The organism is Aquipuribacter hungaricus, assembly GCF_037860755.1.
In the GTDB taxonomy this organism is placed as follows: Bacteria; Actinomycetota; Actinomycetes; order Actinomycetales; family JBBAYJ01; genus Aquipuribacter; species Aquipuribacter hungaricus.
On record NZ_JBBEOI010000004.1, the window covers coordinates 11094 to 32603 of the forward strand.

Genomic DNA, 21510 nt, shown 5'->3' on the forward strand with positions numbered 1-21510 from the left:
CGCGCGCGCTGCCGTCCGGCTGACGGCTCAGGACTTGCGCACGTTCCGCCCACCGAGCGTCACCGTCCGTGCCAAGCTGCCGGCTGTGGCCGACGACGCTCTCCCGACCGGCATCTACGAGAGCCTCCTCACCCGCGACCTGCTCGCCCGCCTCGCGGACCTGCGGGCCATCACCGAGGACGTGCCCGACGGTCAGCAGGCCACGGCTCTCGGCGACCACGTCGGCCGCCGCGTCGCCCGTGCGCTCGCCGGCCTCGCACCTGCCGACCGGGTCGCGATGGTCAACACGCTCCTCGCGCAGATCGACAGCGACGCGGTCGAGCCCGGCCCTCAGCAGCTGCTGTCCGTGGCCCGGCAGGAGCAGCCCGGCGTCTGGACCCTCCTCGGCACCCGTCCGGCCGTCCCGCTGTCCCGGCCCGCGCTGCTCACCAACTCCACGACCGACCCCAAGCTCGGTGCCGAGCTGCGGGCCGAGCTGGCCACGGCCGACCGCGTCGACCTGCTCTGCGCGTTCGTCAAGTGGTACGGCCTCCGTGTCCTCGAGGACCAGCTGGCGGACCTGCGGCAGCGAGGCGTCCCGCTCCGCGTCCTCACCACGACGTACATGGGCGCCACCGATCGCACGGCACTCGACCGGCTGGTGCGCGACTTCGGCGCCGAGGTCAAGGTCAACTACGAGACGCAGTCGACCCGGCTGCACGCCAAGGCCTGGCTGTTCCGCCGCCGCAGCGGCTACGACACCGCCTACGTCGGCTCGTCCAACCTCAGCCGTGCGGCCCTGCTCGACGGGCTGGAGTGGAACGTCAAGCTCGCCGGCTCCCACACGCCGGAGCTGACGGCCAAGTTCGAGGCGACGTTCGACACCTACTGGGCCGACCCCGCCTTCGTCACCTACGACCCGGACACAGACCGCGAGAGGCTCGACCAGGCGCTCGCCGTCGCCGGCGGGCATCAGGAGCGCAGCACCGTCACCCGGACGATCAGCGGTCTCGAGGTCCGTCCCTACCCGCACCAAGAGGCGATCCTCGACAAGCTCCGGGTGGAGCGCGAGACGCACGGGCACCACCGCAACCTCGTGGTGGCCGCGACCGGCACCGGGAAGACCGTCATCGCGGCCCTGGACTACGCCCGCATGCCGGGCCGGCCCTCCCTGCTCTTCGTGGCGCACCGCAAGGAGATCCTCGAGCAGTCGCTCCGGACCTACCGCGAGGTCCTGGCCGACGGGGCGTTCGGCGAGCTGTACGTCGGGGGCGAGGTGCCGGACCGGTGGCGGCACGTCTTCGCCAGCGTGCAGAGCCTGTCCGCGGACGGGCTGCAGCGCCTGGCCCCCGACCAGTTCGAGGTCGTGGTCGTCGACGAGTTCCACCACGCCGGGGCAGCGACCTACCGCCGGCTGCTGGAGCACCTGCAGCCCGACGAGCTGCTCGGCCTGACCGCCACCCCCGAACGTGGCGACGACTTCGACATCCTGTCCTTCTTCGGCGGCAGGATCGCGTCCGAGCTGCGCCTGTGGGACGCCCTGGAGAACGACCTGCTGTGCCCGTTCCACTACTTCGGCATCAGCGACCTGACCGACCTGTCCCGCCTCGACTGGCGTGCGGGGGAGTACAGCACCGGCGACCTGGAAAACTTCTACACCGCTGACGACGCCCGGGTCCGGATCGTCCTCAAGGAGCTCCGCGACAAGGTCCTGGACCCGACCCGCATGCGCGCGCTGGGGTTCTGCGTGTCCGTCAAGCACGCGCAGTTCATGGCCGACCGGTTCAACGCGGCGGGCATCCCCGCGCGCTCCGTCTCCGGCGCCACCTCCCGTGAGGACCGTGCCGACTCCCTCCAGGCGCTGAAGGACGGCACGGTCAACGTGCTCTTCGCGGTCGACCTCTTCAACGAGGGCCTCGACGTCCCCGACGTCGACACCCTTCTCCTGCTCCGCCCGACGCAGAGCGCGACGGTCTTCCTCCAGCAGCTGGGTCGCGGGCTGCGCCGGACCGCCGACAAGCCGGTGCTCACGGTGCTGGACTTCATCGGGCAGCAGAGCCGTCAGTTCCGGTTCGACCTCAAGTACCGCGCCCTCACCGGTGCCAGCCGTTCGGGGCTCGAGCGCCAGCTCGAGACAGGCTTCGGGCTCCTGCCGTCGGGGTGCGAGCTCGTGCTCGACGCGGTGGCCCGGGACGTCGTGCTCGACAACGTCCGCCGCCAGCTCAGGCTCAACCGCAAGGAGCTGCTGCACGAGGTCCGCAGCCACGGCGACCTGCCCCTGGCCGGCTGGCTGCGGGAGGCCGGGCGCGAGCTGGCGGACGTGTTCCGGGCCGGGTCCTGGACACAGCTGCGTCGGCAGGCTGGCCTCCCCACGCCCGAGGCCGGACCGGTCGAGCAGCAGCTGCTCGGGCGGACGAGCGCCTTCGCCCACGTCGACGACCCGGAGCGGGCAGCGCTGTACGTCCGCCTGCTCGGCGACGGGTGGCGCTACGACCAGCTGTCCGAGCGGGAGCAGCGCCTCGCGCGGATGATGTTCTTCTCGCTGTGGCCCAACGGGGGCGGCCACGTCACCTACCAGGAGGGTTTCGACGTCCTCGCTGCCCACCCCGCCGTACGGGACGAGCTCCGTCAGCTCGTCGAGCTAGGACTGGCAGGCGCGGAGCACGTCACCGCGCCCTTGGAGGCCGGGCTGCAGCAGGTCACGCTTCAGACCCATGCCCACTACAGCCGAGACGAGATTCTCGCTGCCCTCGGCTGGGCGGGGATCGACGGCGTCTCGCCGCGCAAGACCCAGGGGCACGCGTCCGGCGTGGTCTGGGCCCCCGAGGCTCGGACAGACGCGTTCCTGGTGACGCTGACCAAGGACGAGAGGCACTTCTCGCCGCAGACCATGTACAGCGACTACGCCATCAGCCGGGACACGTTCCACTGGGAGTCCCAGAACGCCACCGCGGATTCATCCGCCACGGGGCAGCGGTACGTCCACCACGCGGAGCGGGGGAGCCACGTGCTGCTGTTCGTCCGGCCCACGAGGAGCACCGGCTGGGGCGGTGCGGCCACCTACCAGTGCCTGGGGCCGGCGACATACGTGTCGCACGAGGGGGAGCGGCCGATGGCGATCACCTGGCGGCTGCGGCACGGGATGCCGGTGGACACGTTCCGGGCGGCGTCCGTGGTGGCGTGAGGGGGTGGCCTTATGCATGCGCAACCGGAGGACTAACAGGCTCTCCGCCGTCGCCGAAGCCCGCCTGCTAGGCGCGACAGAGGTGCGCCCCTCAGAAGTCGTGGCCTAGATCCTCCGCTACGTCGCCCTTCCTGAGCGCCGCTGGTAGTTCCAAGCCGTACTTCTCAGCCAGGAATCGAGTCCGGCAGTACCGCTGCGCGTGCGAGGACACACGCCCGAGCGTGGTCGCGTTCACACCAGCTCCCACCACGATGGCGAAGACCGAAAGTGCCTTCGACATGTGCTGCACGGGCACCTTTCCGCCCGTGTACCACTTGGCCATGAACTGCTCCAGCTTCGCGACTAGCACGTGGTCGTCGCGCAATTTCGGAGACCAGCGCACACGCTTGGCAGCCGCCTGATGGGCGCGCCCAGCGTCTCGCAGCGGCACGATCTTCGTCGCCTGCCGCGCAAGAGCACCGGTTGCCAGCTCCGTGATGAAATCACTTTCCGCGGGTGATGCGCCATCAATCCCGTATGAGTAAGCGATGCGGGTGGCGATGGAGACACTCAAGATCTGCAGTATCACCACGTCAGCGGTGACAGACAGCGGTAGCCCCGCAACCGGGATCAGCGCGACGGCGCCCATCCCGGCTCCTTCCAGGGCCCCGGCCGTCCGCCACTTGAGCGTGTCCCGAGCGACCAGTCGGTCGCAGTCACGTAGGTCCCGTCCACTGAGTTCCGAAAAGTCTCCGATGTCCACTCCGCGGGCGCGTGCCAGCTTGACGACGGAAGCAGGGTCGATGAGGTCCGTGGCCCACGCGTCAACCAGTTCGATCAGTCCCACGGCGCCCTTGAGGGCTGGCTGCAGCGCATGATCGGCGATCGTGTCGCCGACGCTCGTCGCCGCGGCTTTGACCGGCCCCGGGACCACTCGACCCGCGGCAGCAGCGGCCCCGCCGGCTGCTCGCGACACCGCCCGACCGCTACTGGCCACCGCCTTCGGCATGCCACGCCGGCTGGACTTCCGCTCCCAATACTTATTGAGATCCTGCCACTGCTCCCGCTCGTACGGGGACATGGCCCCCGGCCCCCGGTTTGGCTGTCCGTCCAGATTCACGCCGCCTCCTGCTGTTCTTCCACCACAGCAACACGCCATGGCCACGTGTTGAGTTAGGTTGCCGTGCCTTGGTCGCCGCTGCCGGGCTGGCTCACAGCGCCGAGGTGGTGATCGGGCGGCGGCGCGTTCGCCACGTCCTCCCCCAGCAGTCGCTCCATCTCTCGGCAGTGGGCGTCGATCGCCTCGTCGTCCCACGTCTCAGCGTGCTGGGCCATGAGCTGCAGCTTCGGGCTCTGAGCGATCAACCTGATGAAGTCGCTCTTGCGGCGCGGCGTGTTGTTGCTGAACTTGGAGTTGGCGCCGACGCTGATGAGAGCGAGGTTGCCCAGCGAGTTGAGCCCCTGCGGGAGTTCTACGTCGTCCGCCTGGTCCCGGTCGGGTTGCTGCGGGAAGAAGTGCTCGACGGAGTTGCGGAACGTGAACCGGTAGCCCGTCCTGCTGTCCCGCTGTAGTAGCAGGTAGTCGAGGTAGGTGAAGACGATTCGCTCGATTGCGAAGCCTGAGGGCGTCTTACCGGCGAAGTAGGCGGCGCGGACCCGCGCCCTGGCGAAGTCCTCGAGCCGTGAGACTACGGCCGCGCCGGACGTACTGCCGTCTCTGTCGAGCTCGGGCATGCGCAGCACCGCGGTGATCCAGTGCATCGTCCGCGGCGAGGTGTACGTGATGCGGAGCATGGACTGCAGCAATAGCGCTCGGCGATGCAGGGCGTGATCCTCTTCGGAGGCCTCGGTACCTGCGAAGGCGTTCTGGTAGGTCACCGAGGACGGCTTCGTGCCCTGGGTCAGCCGGCGCAGCGACCAGTCTCCATCGTCGCCGTTCCTGCCCGTGTACTCCCGCTTGAGCACGAAGTTGTCGAAGACGAACCGGCACCTGAGCAGGGTCTCGGCGAAGCGCTTTACGGCGTCGCGGCTCCCTGTGTGATCCGTCTGGCTCCCGAACCGCTTGTCGAACAACACAATCAGCTTGTTGTCGTCGAGTCCACCGTCGTCCGTGTCGTCATCGGCCGAAGGGCCGGTGTCGAGGACCTTAAGTACATGGAGCAGGAAGCTGGCAAAGATGATGGGGGAACGGAAGCGGTCAGAGCCCTCCCCGTCGGCTGCTGCCGAGGGCTCAGGCGCTCGTGCGTAGGCGACCAAGGCCTCCTCGAGGCCGCCGTCCTCGTGGCTGCCGACCACGACGACGCCTTCGCCACGAAAGCGTTGCAGGAACGTGTTGAGCGTGGCGAAGTCATGTCCCTGCAGCGTGTCGTAGCTCGGCCCAAAGATCTGCCTCCGCAGGCTGACGGGGTCGACCGCCCTGGCCACGCGGGTGAGGCTCATCTGGACGTAGGTGTCCATGTCGGCGCAGGCGTCCCAGATCCAAGCGAAGCAGTTCTGGTCGTCGGGCTCGTCGCCGAGCAGGCGCATCAGCCGTGCCTTGACGATGTCGACCTGCTCCAGCTGCTGGCCCCTGGTGTTCATGATCTCGAAGTAGCGGTTGAGGTCGGTGGACGCGTCGAGGGTCGCCCGCACCAGGCGGACCCGTTGCAACAGGAAGGTGGCGAACGCCTGACGTGCCGTCCCGTTGTCGTCTTTGCCGAGATGGGTGGCCAGGGACTGCTGGATGATCCGGAATGCCGTGTGCACCGACGCGGCCGGGCCGCCACCCCCGTCTGGCGAGCCGGGGTTTGCCAGGGCGGCTGCAGCCCCGGGCCGGGATGCGTACAGGAGGTAGGGCCCCGGCCGGTGGGGGTCAGCCTGGGTGTCGAGGGCTTCGAGTAGCAGTGACAGCGTGGTGAGCCGCTGCTGGCCGTCGATGACGTCGAAGTGCCGGAGTTCTGTCTGTGTCGTCCCGTCGGGCCGCTCGGCCACCACGAGGTTGCCGAGGAAGTACGTGGCCGCGTCGTCGACCTCCGCGCCCGCGTCCCTGGCGGCGCTCCAGATGTCGTCGATGAGCTGCCCGATCTCCTCCTCGCTCCAGGAGTAGTTCCGCTGGTAGATCGGGACCTGGTACGAGGCATCCTGGAAGACCTCGCCGATGGAAAGCAGTTCGGCCTGTACCGGGCGCTCAGTCATGGTGGCCTCCCTCAATGATGCGTAGTGAGGCGGTCAGCGTCGGGTCGGTATCAGGATCGCTGGCCGGTGTGGCTGGCGTAAGCACGAGGCGACGGAGTTCGCGGGGCCTCGACGCCGCCTTGGTGATGGCGAAAGCGGACCCCGCCTCGCGAGCCCGGTTGTCGACCGAAGCGAATTGCACGCGTGCCTTCGTCACGCGCAAGAAGTACGCCCAGTGGAACAGGCGGTCGCGATGCTCGTCGATGTCCTTGTCGCCGAACTTGTTGGTGCACTGCAGCACCGCAGCGAGGAACAGCTCGGAGACGTAGCGGAAGCGGCTCTTGCCCGATCGCTCGCGGAAGTCCGCGTCGGTGGAGGCGAAGTCGTCGTGCTCCGGCGGATAGTGCTCCTTGCGGAGCCGCCGAAGCTCTTCGTCCATGAAGGCGACCATGTCGAAGAAGGCGCGCCCCGCGGTGACCGGCGCGTCGAGCTGAAAGCGGGCGCGCTGAGCGTCCCGAATGGCTGCGGCGGCTTCGTCACCGGCGCCGGATTGCGTGCGGTTCCACGCCGCCAGCATCGGCACGGCGGCCTGTGCCGCGAGGTGGTACCGATCGGCGGGCGATGCCACACCGTGAGGTGAGATGCCCTTGAAGAGGTCGATGTCGCGAACGGTGAAGCGCCGGGCGGGCAGCCCGTTGGACCACTGCCGGATCCGGTAGAGGTAGGCGGAGAACAGCCGGTCGAGCTGGTCGTCGGGGATCCTCTCCCAACCTTCGACGACGGCGGACTGCATGGCCTCGCTCTCGTCCTGCATCGCCCGCAGGTGGTGCGCCTTGAGCAGGTCGTGCGGCAGAAGCGGCTTGCCGCGGTAATTCTGGGAGTCGAATACGCGGAAGGCCTCGTCCGCATCGTCTGTCTGCACCTGGACGAGCCAACAGCTCGACCGGATGTACTCCTTCAGGGCCTGTCGCTTGTCGATCTTCCTGATCCGAGCGGCGAGCTGCGTGCGAACGAGGACGACCGGTGAGGTGGGCGCTTCGCTAGGCAGCACCTTCCCGTCGTGTCGGCCGTCAAGGAGCTGAACGATCATCAGGAGGGTGAGGAGGCGCTGCTGTCCGTCGATCACGTCGAGGCGGTCGTCGCCGTGGCGGTGCAGGATTAGCGCGCCGAGCACGTACGAAGGTGCGCCGGTGGTGGTAAAGGCGTCATGGATGTCGTCCAGGAGCTGCAGCGCGGTCGCGGGGGTCCAGCTGTAGGGCCGCTGGTAGCGGGGGATGGAGAGCCTACGCTGGTCGAGCACGCTGCCGACCGTGACGACGTCCACCCGCCGGAGCTCGGGGGCGGTCGAACCACGGGTGTCCGTTGTCACCGTGAGTTCGTCGATGCTCATGCGCTCCTCGCCGGTTCGATGTTGTGCCTGGGCAGCAGGTGGGTCGCCATCCCTTCGACTTGCGCCTCGACGGCCTTGAGGTCGGGGGTGATGTCGACGGCGTGCACGTGCAGGGTGACGCCGGCGCCGGGGATGGCGTACCGGGCGGGGACCTCGCCGGCGGTGCCGGCGTGTATAAGGTGCGCGTCGGGCAGGCGAAAGCGTCTCGCTGGTGGGGCGAAGGGCACGGGGCGTTCCGGACGCAGCATCATGCCTGCCGTTGCTGAGCCTCCCAGTCGGCATAAGTAAGCCCTTCCTTGGTGACTCAACGGATGCGCCCGTTGTCGCTACCCGCATTCATGATGCTGGCGGCCTGGCTGGGGCTGGTGAATCGTTGGTCGTTCACTAGGCGAAGCACCGAGCGCTCGCTAGGGACGGTCTGAAGCTGTCCGTTGCGGATCAGGTGATCCCGGCGGCTCTTGTATCCGGGAAGCATCACGCCCACCACGTTGCTGGCGTACGAGCCACCAAGCACGACGAAGCCTTCCTCGGTCAGCCGTGCCTCGGCATGACGCTCGGGACTGCGTGAAACGCGAAGCCTGAAGACGGGGGAATCGATGTCTCCAATCGGATCGGCGTGCGTCGCAATGACGTGATTCTCGGATTCTACGGTCGGTCTGAGTGCCTCCGGCCCGGTGTCCGGTGGACTGGTCGGCGTCGCATTAGGTGCCACATCCCCGGTTGCATGCTCGTCAACGTGGTCGAGTCTGACAGTCGGCTCATCCTTCTCCCCGGTCGCTTCGAGGACACTCGTGGCGGTTGCCTCGGCAGGGGAATACCACCCCGCCGGTCGCACCCCCCGCTCGTCCAGCAGGGCCCACAGCCCGGCCAGCGCCGCCGCCTTGTCGACGTAGAAGTCAGACTCCCGAACCCGGAAGAACGTCCACCCGCACCGCTCGAGCTCACGCTGCCGCCCGAGGTCGCGCTGGTACTGAGCCGGTCCGTGCCAGTGGTCCCCGTCGCACTCCACCGCCACCCGGCTCTGCCCGCCGACCACGACAAGGTCGATCGAGTAGCCCATCGCCTCGTGCTGCGGCACGACCGTGTAACCGCGCTCCACGATCCGGTTGAACACCCGCTGCTCAAAGAGTGAGTCGAAGGGCGGGACGCGCTCGTCCTCGGGCACGACATGCTCCACCGCTCCCTCGACGGCCGTGTCGCCGCGTCGGGCGACCGACGTGCAGTACTCGAGCAGCCGGTAGCGCAGGTCCTCGGGGTTGGTCAGCTCCGCCAGGGTGACGGAGTGGAACAACCACAGCTGGTCCTTCGCCCGGCTGGCTGCGACGTTGTACCGCTGGACGTACATCTCCTGCGTCTGCGGCATCAACCGTTGCCCCGGCTCGGCCGCTGCAACCATCGACAGGAACACGACGTCGCGCTCAGAGCCCTGGAAGTCGACGGAGTCTCCGCACCGCAGCTCGCGCACCTCCCACTCGTCCGGAATCCGGTCCAGGAGCGCTTTCTCGATCGTGCGCGCCTGCGCCTTTCCCAGCAGCGAGATCACGCCCATGGTCAGCCCGTCGTACCGGGGGTCGGCGCAGCACTTCACGACCTGCTCGACGATGGCGTCCACCTCCGGCTGGTTGATCTTCTGGGTGACGCCGCGGGTGAAGCCGCCCGGCACGTGCACCGGCACGATCGGGTCCAGCCGGTCAGCGCCGTACTGCCGCACCGGCAACAGGCGGATGCCGTCGGGCTCGTAGGCAATGGCGTTGGAGAAGCCGATGATCTCTGGCACGCAGCGGCGGTGCTCAGTCAACGTGATCATGCCGCCGAATCGCATCCGAGCAGAGTCGAACAGGCTGACCTTCGGGTCCTCCCAGGTCGCGCGGTACCGGTCGTCCGGGATGTACCGCATCGCCAGGTCGCGCAGCTGCTGCTGCTCCACCCCCACCGCGGACGGCGACACCTGCCGGTCGTCGCCGATGACGACGATCCGCCTGGCCAGGTATTGCAGGAACGTCGCCTCGGCACCTGCCTGCGACGCCTCGTCGATGATCACGACGTCGAACATGTCTGGCTCGACGCGAAGCTGCTCTGCGATCCGGTACAGCGGCATGATCCAGACGGGTACCGCCGGGCGACACCTCGCCATGGCATCGCGGATGTCGGCCTGGCGCTGCCCGGCGTACTTGCCAGTGCCCTTGCCCAGTCGTCGGACCAGCTGGGCGTACTGGAGCAGGTCCGCCTTGCGCTGACCGCTGAGCCGCTCGTCGGACACTGCGTGCGCCCACGCCCGGGTGGACGCAATCGTCTGGACGTGTGTGCGGATCTCCGTCTCGAGCCCGGCCAGCCGCTCCTGCAGGGCGTTGACGTCCGCGGACTGGATGCTGAGGATCCAGGTGCCGGTGGCAGCCCATCGCCAGGCCTCGGGCAGCGACCGGAGCCGTCCCGCCCACAGCGCTGCGTCACGGTCCTGGGAGACGGCTGCCGCAAGGCCAGGCAGGTGCCGGCCGATCCGTTCGGTCAGGCTGGTGTGACGGGCGAGGTCGGAACGGACACGGAGCACGTGAGTCACCCGGCGGTGCGCGGTGTCGTAGGCCTGCGGGTCACGGTTGTCGACCGCGGTGGCGAGGTGCCCGACGGCCGGTGCTGCGTCAGCCCACTGCACCACGTCGGTGAGGTCACGGTTGAGCCGTTCAAGCGGTGCGGTCGCGTTGGACAGCGCATCGGCTGCCGAAGCCGCGTCGACGGTGGCCGCGTACGCGGTGACGGCGTCGAGGGCGTCCCAACGGGGGGTGGGCAGCCCAAGCTGGGCGAGCCGAGTCTGTTGTCCAGCGAGCTCGTCTGCCAGGGCCAGGACCCGATCGAGGATGGACAGCTCTGTCACGTGCCAGCGCAACCGCTCCCCTGGGGTGTCCTCCTGCGGTATCCGCAGCCCGACCGGCCACTGTCGGTCGAGGTCGTCGAGAAGGCGGGTGACGTTGCACCACGTGACGAACGCGTCGAGCGTCTCGTGCGACGTCGGGGGCAGCCCGTTCACGCGGACCGAGTCGAACAACGGTTGGCTCTCCTTGACGACCTTGGTCGTCAGCCACCCGATCTTGGGTTCACCGGCGGTATCGGTCTTGAGGGCACCGCCGGGGGCGAGGTGGTCTCGGACGGCTGCGGCCATCCGCGCCAGCGGGTCCAGGCGGTCCTCGTCCACCGTGACCGCGAAGGGTCGGGGCAGCAACCGGAGGAGCTGCTCCACCTGGGGGACGCGGGAGGCCACCTCGTCGCGGCGGGCGCGCCAGCCGTGGTCGCGTCCCTTCTGGACATCGCCCAGGGCGTCGCCGATCCACTGCTCCCGGCGCTCGGACAGCTCACGTGCCTCGGCGGCCAACCGGTGCAGCGTGGTCTGCACCTCCGTGCGGGCCCCGGGGGACAGGGTGCGCATGACGTCGAAGGCGCCGTGGCTGCGGACGGCCTCGTGCGTCGCGTTTCGTGATACGGCCTCCCGCTCCGCGTGGACCAGCGCGGCGAAGTCAGCAGGGGAGGGGAGCCGGTCGAGGTCGACCAGGCGTGCCCCGGCCTCCCCCCTGTCCTCTGGGGTGTGCTCCTGAAGGTGAAGGTGCAGCCACTCGGCGGCGTCGGTCACCCTCAGCAGGCAGTCACCGCGGACCAGACCACCTAGCACGTCCTCGACCCACTCGTGCTGGGGGCGCTCCTCCTGGTGGCGGGCGGCGATGACAGCCAGCGAGCCTCGGTACCCCAGGTGCTCGTGCTGGCGCACGTCCCCCTCACGAGCAGCGAGCAGCTCAGAGAAGGTGTTCGACCGTCGACGACGCAGGTCCTCGATTGAGGCGAGGGCGCGGTCCACGACCCGTCGCGACGTTGCGCCGTCATGGTCGGCCGCCCGTGAGGCAATCGACTCGACCGCGGTCTTGAGGCTGGCCATGTCCTCCCGACCTGCGCCCACGACGGAGACCGCCAGAGACCGCACCTGCTCCGGCAGCTTCTCGCGAACCTCTTTCAGGGCCCGGTCCGTCTGCGCCGTGACGAGCACACGCTGTCCGCGAGCGAGCAGGTGCGAGATGAGCACCGCCGCGGTGTGGGTCTTGCCGGTGCCGGGTGGTCCCTGGACCAGGGTCTGAGCCTTTCGGTCCACGGTCTCGACTACCTCACGCTGCCGGTCGTTGACCGGCATCGGCAGGAACACCTCGTCGTCGACGGGGATGACAGCGCCGTCGGCGCTGATCGCCTGCACCGGCGGGACGTGATCAGGGTCGATCAGGGGGAGTAGTCCGTCAGGTACCACGCCCGTGCTCTCGAGCTGCTTCACGATGGCCTTGTAGATGTCGGCGATGCCGTTGCGGGACCGGTTGCGCAGGATCAGTGCGGGGGCGAACGAGGCCCTGGCCTCGACCCCGGTCGCCGGCGCCTCCAATGCCGTGTCATACGACCCGGCTGCCGAGACCGAGTGGGCGAGGGCGCTCAGCGGGCCATGGAGCGCTGCGGAGTCCAGGGGGTGGCCGGCATACTCCTCGAGCGCCCTCTGCGCCCGGGTAGCGTCCGGCCAGCTGGGCACGACCTCGGGGTCGAGCATCTCCAGCTCGACGTTGAGGGTCTGCAGAGCCGCGTTCACGCGGACCGACAGGCCACCGGTGGCCGCATCGAAGTCGATGGCGCACGGGCTCGTGACCAGGTGCCGCCGCACGGTCTCGTGACCGAGCGGACGCCATCCCAGCAGGCCGACCCCCAGCACCAGCTCGAACTCCTCTGGTTGGGCGGTCGACCGGGTGTAGGCGTGGTGCAGGTCGGCGTACAGGTCACGGACAGGTTGGGCCGCGAGCTCCTGCTCGGCCCAGGCTTGCCAGCGAGGAAGCCACCCCTCGAAGAGGTTGGTGATGCCGGGAACGTCGGTGACGTCGACCGATGAGCCGGGTCCGTCCAGGTCTTCGCTCGGCACCAGCCGCGAGGGACGGAGCTCCGGCGCGCGCGCCGGGTCGTCCCAGTCGAGCGAGGTGAGCCACGGCGTCAGGCGCTCGTCAGGCACGGGTGCCACGACGACCGGAACACGTCGGACGAAGAGGACGGGCGCACCGTCGGCCGGGGGGTCCTCAGCCAGAAGGGGGTGCTCGACGGCGTCGTGCTCCGGCAGGTCGACGAACCAGAGGAGCCGCTGCTCCTCGCGCCGGTACACGCTGATATCGCGGACCGGGGTGCTGCGCAGCTCCTGGGCGGCACGCAGGTAGCGGAAGAGTCCGAGCGCCGACTGCAGGCGCGGGTCCGTCATGTCACTACTGGGCCGTTCGATGGCGCTGGTCACGTGTAGTCCTCCCCGTCGCGCGCAGGGCGCGGTGTCAGCCTGACAGTCTGGAGCAGCCAGGCGCGGCGTGACCGGTTTTCCGCACCTACCCGAACAGATGGATGGTGTCAGCAGTCGGTCGCCTGCTGTCCAGGTGCCAGGTAGCGTCGCGGCCACCACCGGGACCATCGAGGGAGACAGACCATCGGCGCCGACCGCCTCGGGCAACTGCTCGCCCTCCGAGGGGACCTGACGCGACTGGAGTGCCACGCCGTCGTCGTCCCCATGTCCGGGGACCTGGCCGTCACGACGCCCTGGCTCCCGCTGGTGGGTGCGCACGCCCCCCGGGCGGACGGGCAGGGATGGCACCACCTCACGATGGAGCGCCCTCAAGGCTGGGGCACGGAGGACCGTGTGCTCCGGGCGGACAAGGTAGGCCGGCGTCAGATCTGGCTCGCCCGCACGGACGCCTGGGACAAGGACGGTGCCTGGGTGGCCGCGAGCCTCGTCCAGGCCATCGAGCGGGCGGCTGCCGAGCTGGTCGGCGTGACCGACCGCGCGCTCCCACTGGTCGGGGTGCCGCTCGCCGGCTCAGGGGCAGGTGGGCTGGCGGAGCGTCGCGGGGAGGTGGTGGCGGCCGCCGTCCCGGCCCTCCAAGACGCCGCAGAACGGCTGGGAGTCGACGTGGCACTCGTCCTGTACGACGACCAGGACTTCGCCGCCGTCCAGGCGGCCCGGGTGGGCGCGCACGTGCCAGGCTCGGACGCCCTGACGCCTGTTGAGCTCGACCGGGCGGACGAGATGGGTCACAAGGCCGCCCGGGGGGAGCTGGTCCTCTTCCTCGGTGCCGGGGTCAGCATGGCCGCAGGCTTGCCGAGCTGGAGGGGCCTGCTGCACGAGCTGGCGGAGCGGGCGGAGCAGGACCCCAAAGAGCTGAGCTCGCTGGCACCACCAGACGCCGCGCAGATCCTGAGCGACATCTTGGGAGACGACTTCCACCAGTTCATGGCGCAGCGGTTCCGGCTCTCGACCTGCGCGCCGGCGCACATGCTGCTGGCGGGCCTGCGTACCGACGCCGTGGTCACGACCAACTACGACAACGGCTACGAGCTCGCATCCGAGAGCCTGCACCCGAAGGAGCACCCGCTCCGGGTCCTACCCCGCCAGCACGCTCAAGCGGGGTCACCGTGGCTGCTGAAGATGCACGGCGACGTCGAAGCTCCCAAAGACATCGTCCTCACGAAGTCGCACTATCTGGACTACGCCGACGCACGCTCTCCCGTGACCGGCATGGTGCAGGCGCTCCTCATGACCCGGCACATGCTCTTCGTCGGGTTCTCCCTCGTCGACGACAACTTCGCTCGTCTCGCTCACCAGGTCCGCCGCCTGATGCACGACGCGCACCCGCAAGGCCGAAAAGCGGGGACAGTGCTCGCGCTGCAGGCCGATAGGGCCAGGGAGCGGTTGTGGCGAGACGACCTCGATCGCGTGTGCCTGGCCGACGAGGACCCTGGTGTAGAGCCTGATCGCAGGGTCCTGGTGGCCGCGAGACGGCTAGAACTCTTCCTCGACCGGCTGTCCTGGTGTGCAGAGTCCGCCCGACACGGTCGCGAGGTGCTCCTCCTGGACGGTCGGTACGACGCCATGCCACGCACTCCCGCGGAGACATCCCTTCGAGACAAGCTCAACGATCTTCGCGGCGAGGTGAGTGCCGACGAGCAGCAGACCGCCGCCTGGCACGTCGTGGAAGAGGCTCTCGCCACGTTGGGTGGACGGAACCGGGCCCCCGGCCCGGAACGGCGCTGAGAGGGCTGACGCTGCACTCGCGGGGGCCCCTTGACGACTCCATGGTCGTGCATGCTCTAGCGCTGTCCCGGCCAGCTCACTGCAATCAGGCCCCATGGCACGAAGCCGTCAGGGGTTCTCGGGTAGGCGCCCTCCGGGGCGGGCGAACACGAGCCCCGTCGAGCTCGGCGCCGTCCCGGTGACCTGCTCGACGGCACGGGCGTAGGCGTCGAGCTGGGGGCCGTACCGGGCCTGCTTAGCCGCGACCTCCTCCGCCGTCACGGCGCGGTCGGTCTTGTAGTCCAGGACAGTGAGACCACGGTCCTTCGAGTCGACGAGCAAGTCGATGTACCCCTCGAGGAAACGGTCTGCGTCGCGCACCACGAGGTAGACCTCGCGCAGGGCGCGGGCGTCGTCGGTCAGCGCCTCGGTGAGCGAGGGTGACTCCAGCGCCGACCACACCCGCCCGGCCACGTCGGACTCCAGGTCCGGGATGTCGGCCTCGGCGCACGCGAGCCGGCTCAGGCCCGCCACCTGGGCCGTGGTCGCGGCGGTGAGGCTCGGCAGGAGCTCCAGCACCCGGTGGGTGGCGGTGCCGATCGCGGCCCCGCGACTGGACCCGCGGCGCACCACCGGCGCGATGTCCTCCGGCGCCTCCTTGTCCGGCTCGGGGTCCGCGGCGGCGACGGTGAGGGAGGTAGGGCTCGTGGCCACCCGGGTCGCCAGGTCCTCGAGCAGGTCGGCGCGCCCTTCTAGGAACACGACCCGGTCCGGCAGGGGATCGTGGGCGACGGCCAGGTGCGCGGGCTCGGCGGGGGAGGGTACGGCGGGCGCCCCGTTCGGGGGCTGGAGCTCCCGGCGGGCGATGCCCTCGTCGGCCAGCAGTCCCCAGAGCTGCTGGGCCGACGACCGCTGAGCCTCTGCCCCCTTCGGGGGCGAGTGGTAGCAGCCCAGTACGAGGTGGTCCTCGGCGCGGGTCGCGGCCACGTACAGCAGCCGGATGTCCTCCTGGCGGCGAGCCAGCTTCTCCTGGGTGACCGCCTGCGCGTACCCGCTGGTCTCCAGCAGACCGGTCTTGAGGCGGATCTGCGGTCCGTCGTCGGTCCACAGGACGGTGTCCTGCCGGGTGACGATGCTCCCCAGCCCGGCGACCATGGTGATGGGGAACTCCAGCCCCTTCGCGCCGTGGATCGTGAGGATGCGGACGGCGTCGTCGTCGGGCTCGGGGACGACGGTCTCCAGCACGTCGGCGTCCTCGGCGATCTGCCGGACGGCCCAGGCGACGAACCGCCCCAGGCCGGACCCCCCGCTGTCGCACCAGGCGCGCGCCTGGTCGACGAGGAACCGCAGCCGCCGCCAGTGGTCGCGGGGCCGGTCCTCGACGGTCGTGAGCTCCACCAGCCGCAGCTCGCGGGTGATCGCGTCGAGGAGCTGGTTGACCGGCACCCACCACCGCTGGTCGTGCCAGCCGCGCAACGTCGCCAGGGCCGCGGCGACCGGGTGCCCTTCCAGACCCGCGGGGACGTCGGCGAAGAGCGACCAGCGACCGCCGGCCGCCCGCCAGGTCACCAGGTCGACGTCGGAGCAGGCCAGCCCGGGGTGGCGGAGCGAGGCCAGCAGGGCGACCTCGTCGGCCGGGTCGTCGACGGCCTGGAGCAGGGTGACGAGGCCGCGGACTGCGTCGGTACCCCACACCAAGGAGCGGCTCTCGATCCGGTAAGGCACCTGGCGCTCCTGCAGCGCACGCTCCAGCGCGGGCAGCGAGGCGCGGGTCGGCAGTAGCACCGCCATGTCCTGATAGCGCGCCGGCCGGCCGTCGCGGACCTGCCACCGCCCCTTTGCGCGCACCATGACGTCGGCCAGGTGGGTTGCTTCGGCGAGCCGCAGGTCCTTGGCCTTCACGCCAGCTTGCGGTCCGCCGAGCAGCAGCACCGGAGGAACGTCGTCGACGGCCGTCCGGGAGGGCAGCAGGTCGGCGTACACGATGCCGTCGCCGGGGTCGAACAGGGTGCGGAAGGCGGTGTTGGCCGCGGTCAGGACGCCGGGCACGCTCCGGAAGTTGACCTCCAGCCGGGGCCCGGCCGCGTGACGCGCCCCGACGGCGTTGAACAGGGTGACGTCCGCGCCGCGGAACCGGTAGATCGACTGCTTGGGGTCCCCGACGAAGAACAGCCGCGCGCCCTCGACCTGGGTCTGGCTCCAGTCCGACCCGAGCCCGCCGGGGTCGCCGGCGAGCAGATAGGCGATCTCGACCTGCAGCCGGTCGGTGTCCTGGAACTCGTCGACGAGCAGCGCCGGCCAGCGGGCGTGCAGCCGTGCGCGCACCTCGGGGTCGTCGCGGAGCACGTCGCGGGCCAGCACCAGCAGGTCGTGGTAGTCCAGCTCGCCGGTGTCTCGGCGGCGCTCGGACTCCGCGAGGAGCCAGTCCTGCACCCGCGCCGTCAGGGCCTCGGTGGCGGCGGCGCCGACCGTCTGGAGCACGGCCGCGCGGGCGGCGTCGGCCTCTTTCAGATCCGCGACGATCGCCTGCTTGTCCAGGCCGGCGCGGGCCCAGTCAAGGCCAGTGCCCTTGTTGCCGGAGGGGAGATTCACGGTGGTGAGCCGTTCGAGCAGGTCGAGGGGGTCGGTCAAGCCGGTTAGGTCATTGAGCAGGGGCGCGACGGTGGACCGCAGGTGCGCGGCGAGCTTGTCGTCCGGCCAGGCGTCGGGGTCACGGAGCGCTCGGCGCAGCGGTGCGGCGATCTCCTCGACGCCGATCGGCGGGGCGGGCCTGTCGACGAGTGGCCGGTCGCGCAGCCGGTCCCAGGACGCGCCGAGCGCGGTGGCGACATCGGCGAGCCTGTCGATCGTGAGCCCCAGGGTCAGGGCGCGGAGCAGGTGCTCCCGGATCGCCCCGTCGTCCAGGAGGGCGTCGAGGAAGTCCTCCCAGGACCGTTCGGCGCCGTCGCTGCCGGCCAGGGCACCGGCGACGGAGAAGCCCGGCGGCAGCCCGGCCTCCAGCGCGGCGTCGGCCAGGATGCGCGAGGCGAAGCCGTGCAGGGTGGTGAGGACCGCGTCGTCGAGGTCGTGGCCCGCGGTGAGGAGCCGGTCCCGCTCCGTGGCGTCGAAGTCGCGGCCGTGCAGGTGACCCTCCGCCGCGGTGGCCAGGGCCTCCCGGAGCCGGTTGCGGAGCTCGGCGGCCGCGTTCTCCGTGAACGTGATGGCTGCGAGCCCGGCGGTCGAGGTGAGGTGCCCGGTCGCGAGCAGCTCCACCACCCGGTCGACGAGAGCGTGGGTCTTGCCGGTGCCGGCTCCGGCCTCCACGAACAGGACCTCGGCGACGTCGGTGCGGATGCGGTGGCGGGCGGCGTGGTCGGAGGGGTCGGTCACAGGGTGGCCTCCGGGTCGACGACGCGATCAGCGGCGGGGTGGGTGGCGGGGTCAGCGGCGGGCTCGGGGTCGACGAGCGTGGCGTAGGGGCGGACCGGGGCCGCGGTGCGGAGGCGGGTCCAGGCCTCGGCGCGCCCGGTGGGGCAGACCCGGTCGAAGGGGCAGTAGGTGCAGTTCTCCCAGCCCTGCCTGTTACTCCGCCACGACTCGGGGCCGGGGTGGGCGGGGTATACGCCGTCGCGGATGCCCCCGACGGTGACGTCGAGGACCTCCAGCAGGCGCCGCTCCTGGTGGGCGCCGACCGGGCCGCCCCGCTGCAGGGCGCCCTGCTCGACGAACCAGAACCAGGCCTGCACCGCCGCCTCCGGCAGCCCCTCGAGCTGGCGGGCGGCGAGGCCGTACAGCAGCAGCTGGAGCTTCTTGCCGCGGTCGACCAGGTCGGCGGCCTCGTCCAGCGACGGGTGCTTGGGGATGGCGTCGTAGCCGCTGCCGCTGCCGGTCTTGTAGTCGATGACGACCAGATCACCGTCGTCGGTGCGGTCCACCCGGTCGATGGAGCCCGTGAACGGCACTTGTCCCTGACGGGGCAGGGTGACGACGAGCGGGTCGGCTCCGTCGCGTCCGAAGGCGGCCTCGGTCGCGACCGGGGTGGAGCGGCGGGAGCGCCGCAGGTCCGAGTCGACCGCGAGGATGCGGAGCAGGGTCCGCCGCAACCGGGACAGCTGCGCCGCCCACAGAATTTCGCGACCGGTCAGGCCCCGCTGGGTGAGGTCGGCGGCCTTGGCCTCCAGCAGCGCGACAGCCTCGGCGACGTCCTCCGGGGTCCACTCCTGCTGCGGGTCCAGGCCCGCCGTGCCGTCCTCGGGCAACCGGCTGCGGACCAGCGTCTCCAGCACGTCGTGCACCAGGGTGCCCTTGTCTCGGGCGTCGATGGTGTCGCCGGCGCCGCGGTCCTCCAGCGGTCGGACCCGCAGGACCGTGCCGAAGAGGTGCTGGGCGGGGCAGGTAGCCCAGACCTGCAGCTTGGTCGCCGACAGGTGCGCGTCGACCCCCGCCCGCAGCTCCGCGGGGAGGGCGTCCACGCCGCCGGACCAGGCGTCGAAGCTGCCTGCCCGACGGCTCCGGGCTGCCTCCAGGCCGCGCTGGAGCCGGGGGTCGGCGGCGGCGAGCGCGTCCACGTCCCCGTGCAGCGCGGCGGCGACGTCGAGCTCCTGCAGGTTCAGCCGTGTGGTCGCACCCCGGAGGGAGGCCTCGAACGACGGCGGGCAGGCGAGCCAGGGCGCGTCGACGATGTCGCCGTCCAGGGCCGCGGCGGTCACGGTGCTGCCGTGCAGGCGGCTCGCCTCGGCGAGGAGCCAGGGGGAGGCGAACTGGCGTCGCTGCGAGCGGGGGTCGGCCCGCGGGTAGGACAGCCGGACCTCACCGGAGCAGGCCAGGGCCGCCGCCCACCGGGTCCGCTCGACGACCCGGCGGGAGGCCACCGTGGCCAGCGACGGCGAGAGCGCGGTCCGGTCGTCGTCCCGCAGCAGCGGGTTCTCCCGGCGTCGGGCCGGGAGGGCGTCCTCGGTGCAGCCGAGGACGAGCAGCAGGTCCAGGTCGGCCCCGGTGAAAGACGCCACCGGGGCAAGGAGGAGCCCACGGCCCAGGGTCGTCGCGCTGCGGACCCCTGAGCCCAGGGCGTCCTCCAGCTCCGACCTCAGGGCGGCGTCGCTGAAGGGGGTGGGGGTGGTGGACACCGCGCGCAGGCTGTCGAGCACGGCGTCGCACGCGGCCTGCTCGAGCGCGACCTCGGGGGAGTCCGACCCCTCGCGGGCGGACCAGCCGTCGACCTGCGCGCGGGTGCCCATGACCCCGCGCACCAGGACGACGAGCGCGTCGCTCGCCTCGCGCCAGCCGGGAGCGGCGTCGACGGCGGTGACCAGGGCGTCGAGGCGCTGCACCTCGACCAGCAGGCTCTCTGCGTCCGCGACCTCCCGGTCGAGGCGAGCGGTGTCCGCCCCCTCGGTGAGGGCGCGGGCGCGCAGCTCGTCCGCGTGCCGGGAGAGCCGCTGCTGCCACTGCGCCGGCCCCCGGGAGACCCCGGCCTCGCGAGACACCCGCTCCCAGCGGGTCACCGGCAGCCGCCGACCGTCGCCGTCCACGCGGGGACCGTCGGACATCCACCGCAGCAGGTCCGCCCGGGGCAGGCCGCGGGCGTGCAGCGCCATGAGGCCGGTGAGGGCCCGGCCGGTGAGCGTCTGGGCGAGGTTCCGGTCCCCCGTCACGTGGTGCGGGAGGCCGGCGGCCGTGAGCTGCTCGGACAGCAGCCGGGTGTAGGGCTCGGGGGAGACGTAGGCAATACCGATCCGCTCGGGCCGGCACCCGTGCTCCTGCAGGTGCGCCACCGCGGCGCGGACGGCGATCCTGACCTCCTCCTCCGGATCGGGGGCCAGCGTCACGGCCGTCACCGGGGAGGCCGGGGACGTCGGCTCCGCCCCGAGCCACTCCAGGGTCCCGGGGTGGGCAGCCGGGGCGATGACGACGGTCAGGCGCGCCCCGAACGCGTCCAGGAACGACCGCTCGTCGGGCCGCAGTGGACCGGCCGCCACGAGGACGACCGGCGGCAGCGGGTCACGGGAGGCCACGGCGGCGGCGAGCGCCATCACCTCCGGCCCGGTCAGCAGGCCTGCGATCTGCGACCGGTAGGCGGTGTGCAGGAGCCGCACCTCGTCGCCGCGAGGGCTCAGCGCGGCCTGGCCCGGGCCGACCCTGGCGTCGTCGAGCTCGGTGAACGCCCCAGCGAGCAGGTCGGCGGTCGCGCGTTGGCGTCGGGCGGCCGCCACCAGCGGTGAGGTGGCCGCGGCGGCGAGCATCTCTGCGACGGCCCGGCGCCGGTCGAGGGCGGTCAGCGGGCGGCGGGCGGGGCCCGGCCCGAGGGCGAGCTCCACCGTGCAGAGGCGCTCCGCCAGCTGCGGCAGAGAGCCGAACCGCACGTTGGCCCACCCCCGCGGCCCGGCCGACCCCCGGCGCAGGGTGACCCCCGCCAGCGAGGTCGGCACCACGACCTCCACCGGGGCGAGCGGGTCGCCCGCCTGGGCTGCGGTGACGGCCCGGCCCAGCGCTGCGGCGAGGCTCCCACCGGCCTCGGGGCGGATGACGGTCCCGCGGGAAAAGGCCATGGGGCGGAGGCTAGCGATCGGGCGAGGGCGGGTGGTCGGTCTCATGCAGATCAGACGTAGGGAGAGGCGTTTCCAACTGAGTCCGCGCGAGCTCGCTTACGACACCCTGCTCGCCCGAGCCTCCGCCATGTGCACGGTGGACTGCTCGGGTGAGCGTCATGACGAGAAGCGCCTGACGGCGAAGACACCGGCGTGGGCGTAACAGTGTCCTGCGTCTCGTGTGGTCGCAGCTCGGTGGCGGTAC

Annotated in this window: 9 protein-coding genes; 2 read left to right on the forward strand and 7 right to left on the reverse strand. The window is 70.9% G+C overall.

Annotation, left to right across the window (positions count from 1 at the left end):
- Positions 1–85 precede the first annotated feature (85 nt).
- A complete protein-coding gene (locus WCS02_RS01830) occupies positions 86–3163 on the forward strand; it encodes a DEAD/DEAH box helicase (protein ID WP_340288875.1) in 3078 nt (1025 codons plus the stop codon).
- Positions 3164–3254: 91 nt separating this feature from the next.
- Here the strand turns inward: WCS02_RS01830 and WCS02_RS01835 are convergent, their stop codons facing one another.
- From WCS02_RS01835 to WCS02_RS01855, 5 genes are read right to left on the reverse strand one after another with little or no spacing between them, the layout of a single operon-like run.
- Positions 3255–4262: an EcsC family protein gene (locus tag WCS02_RS01835; protein ID WP_340288878.1), complete on the reverse strand. Its 1008-nt coding sequence runs from the start codon at positions 4260–4262 to the stop codon at positions 3255–3257.
- Positions 4263–4315: 53 nt separating this feature from the next.
- Positions 4316–6316, reverse strand: a complete 2001-nt coding sequence (locus tag WCS02_RS01840; RefSeq protein ID WP_340288880.1) for a DUF262 domain-containing protein — start codon at positions 6314–6316, stop codon at positions 4316–4318.
- Positions 6309–7685: a DUF262 domain-containing protein gene (locus WCS02_RS01845; protein WP_340288882.1), complete on the reverse strand. Its 1377-nt coding sequence runs from the start codon at positions 7683–7685 to the stop codon at positions 6309–6311. Before WCS02_RS01845 ends, WCS02_RS01840 begins: the two co-directional genes overlap by 8 nt.
- Positions 7682–7936 (reverse strand): hypothetical protein, encoded by a 255-nt coding sequence (locus WCS02_RS01850; protein WP_340288885.1) that lies wholly within the window; start codon positions 7934–7936, stop codon positions 7682–7684. Before WCS02_RS01850 ends, WCS02_RS01845 begins: the two co-directional genes overlap by 4 nt.
- 53 nt (positions 7937–7989) lie before the next feature.
- Entirely contained in the window at positions 7990–12975 is a 4986-nt protein-coding gene (locus WCS02_RS01855; protein WP_340288889.1) for an AAA domain-containing protein, read from the reverse strand.
- A 471-nt stretch (positions 12976–13446) separates the two neighbouring features.
- Here WCS02_RS01855 and WCS02_RS01860 point away from each other — a divergent pair, with 471 nt between their 5' ends.
- On the forward strand, positions 13447–14760 hold the full coding sequence (locus WCS02_RS01860) for an SIR2 family protein (RefSeq protein WP_340288892.1): 1314 nt from the start codon (positions 13447–13449) through the stop codon (positions 14758–14760).
- 108 nt (positions 14761–14868) lie between these two features.
- On the opposite strand, the gene WCS02_RS01865 is transcribed toward WCS02_RS01860, so the two are convergent.
- Entirely contained in the window at positions 14869–18108 is a 3240-nt protein-coding gene (locus WCS02_RS01865) for a UvrD-helicase domain-containing protein (protein WP_340288895.1), read from the reverse strand.
- Positions 18105–21266, reverse strand: coding sequence for a PD-(D/E)XK nuclease family protein (locus tag WCS02_RS01870; RefSeq protein WP_340288898.1), 3162 nt, complete (start codon positions 21264–21266; stop codon positions 18105–18107). The genes WCS02_RS01865 and WCS02_RS01870 overlap by 4 nt, the downstream gene beginning before the upstream one ends.
- Between the last annotated feature and the right edge of the window lie 244 nt (positions 21267–21510).

Coding starts and splice junctions, on each gene's coding strand:
- WCS02_RS01845 (WP_340288882.1), bottom strand. CDS start 7,685: ATGAGCATCGACGAACTCACGGTGACAACGGACACCCGTGGTTCGACC.
- WCS02_RS01840 (WP_340288880.1), bottom strand. CDS start 6,316: ATGACTGAGCGCCCGGTACAGGCCGAACTGCTTTCCATCGGCGAGGTC.
- WCS02_RS01870 (WP_340288898.1), bottom strand. CDS start 21,266: ATGGCCTTTTCCCGCGGGACCGTCATCCGCCCCGAGGCCGGTGGGAGC.
- WCS02_RS01850 (WP_340288885.1), bottom strand. CDS start 7,936: ATGATGCTGCGTCCGGAACGCCCCGTGCCCTTCGCCCCACCAGCGAGA.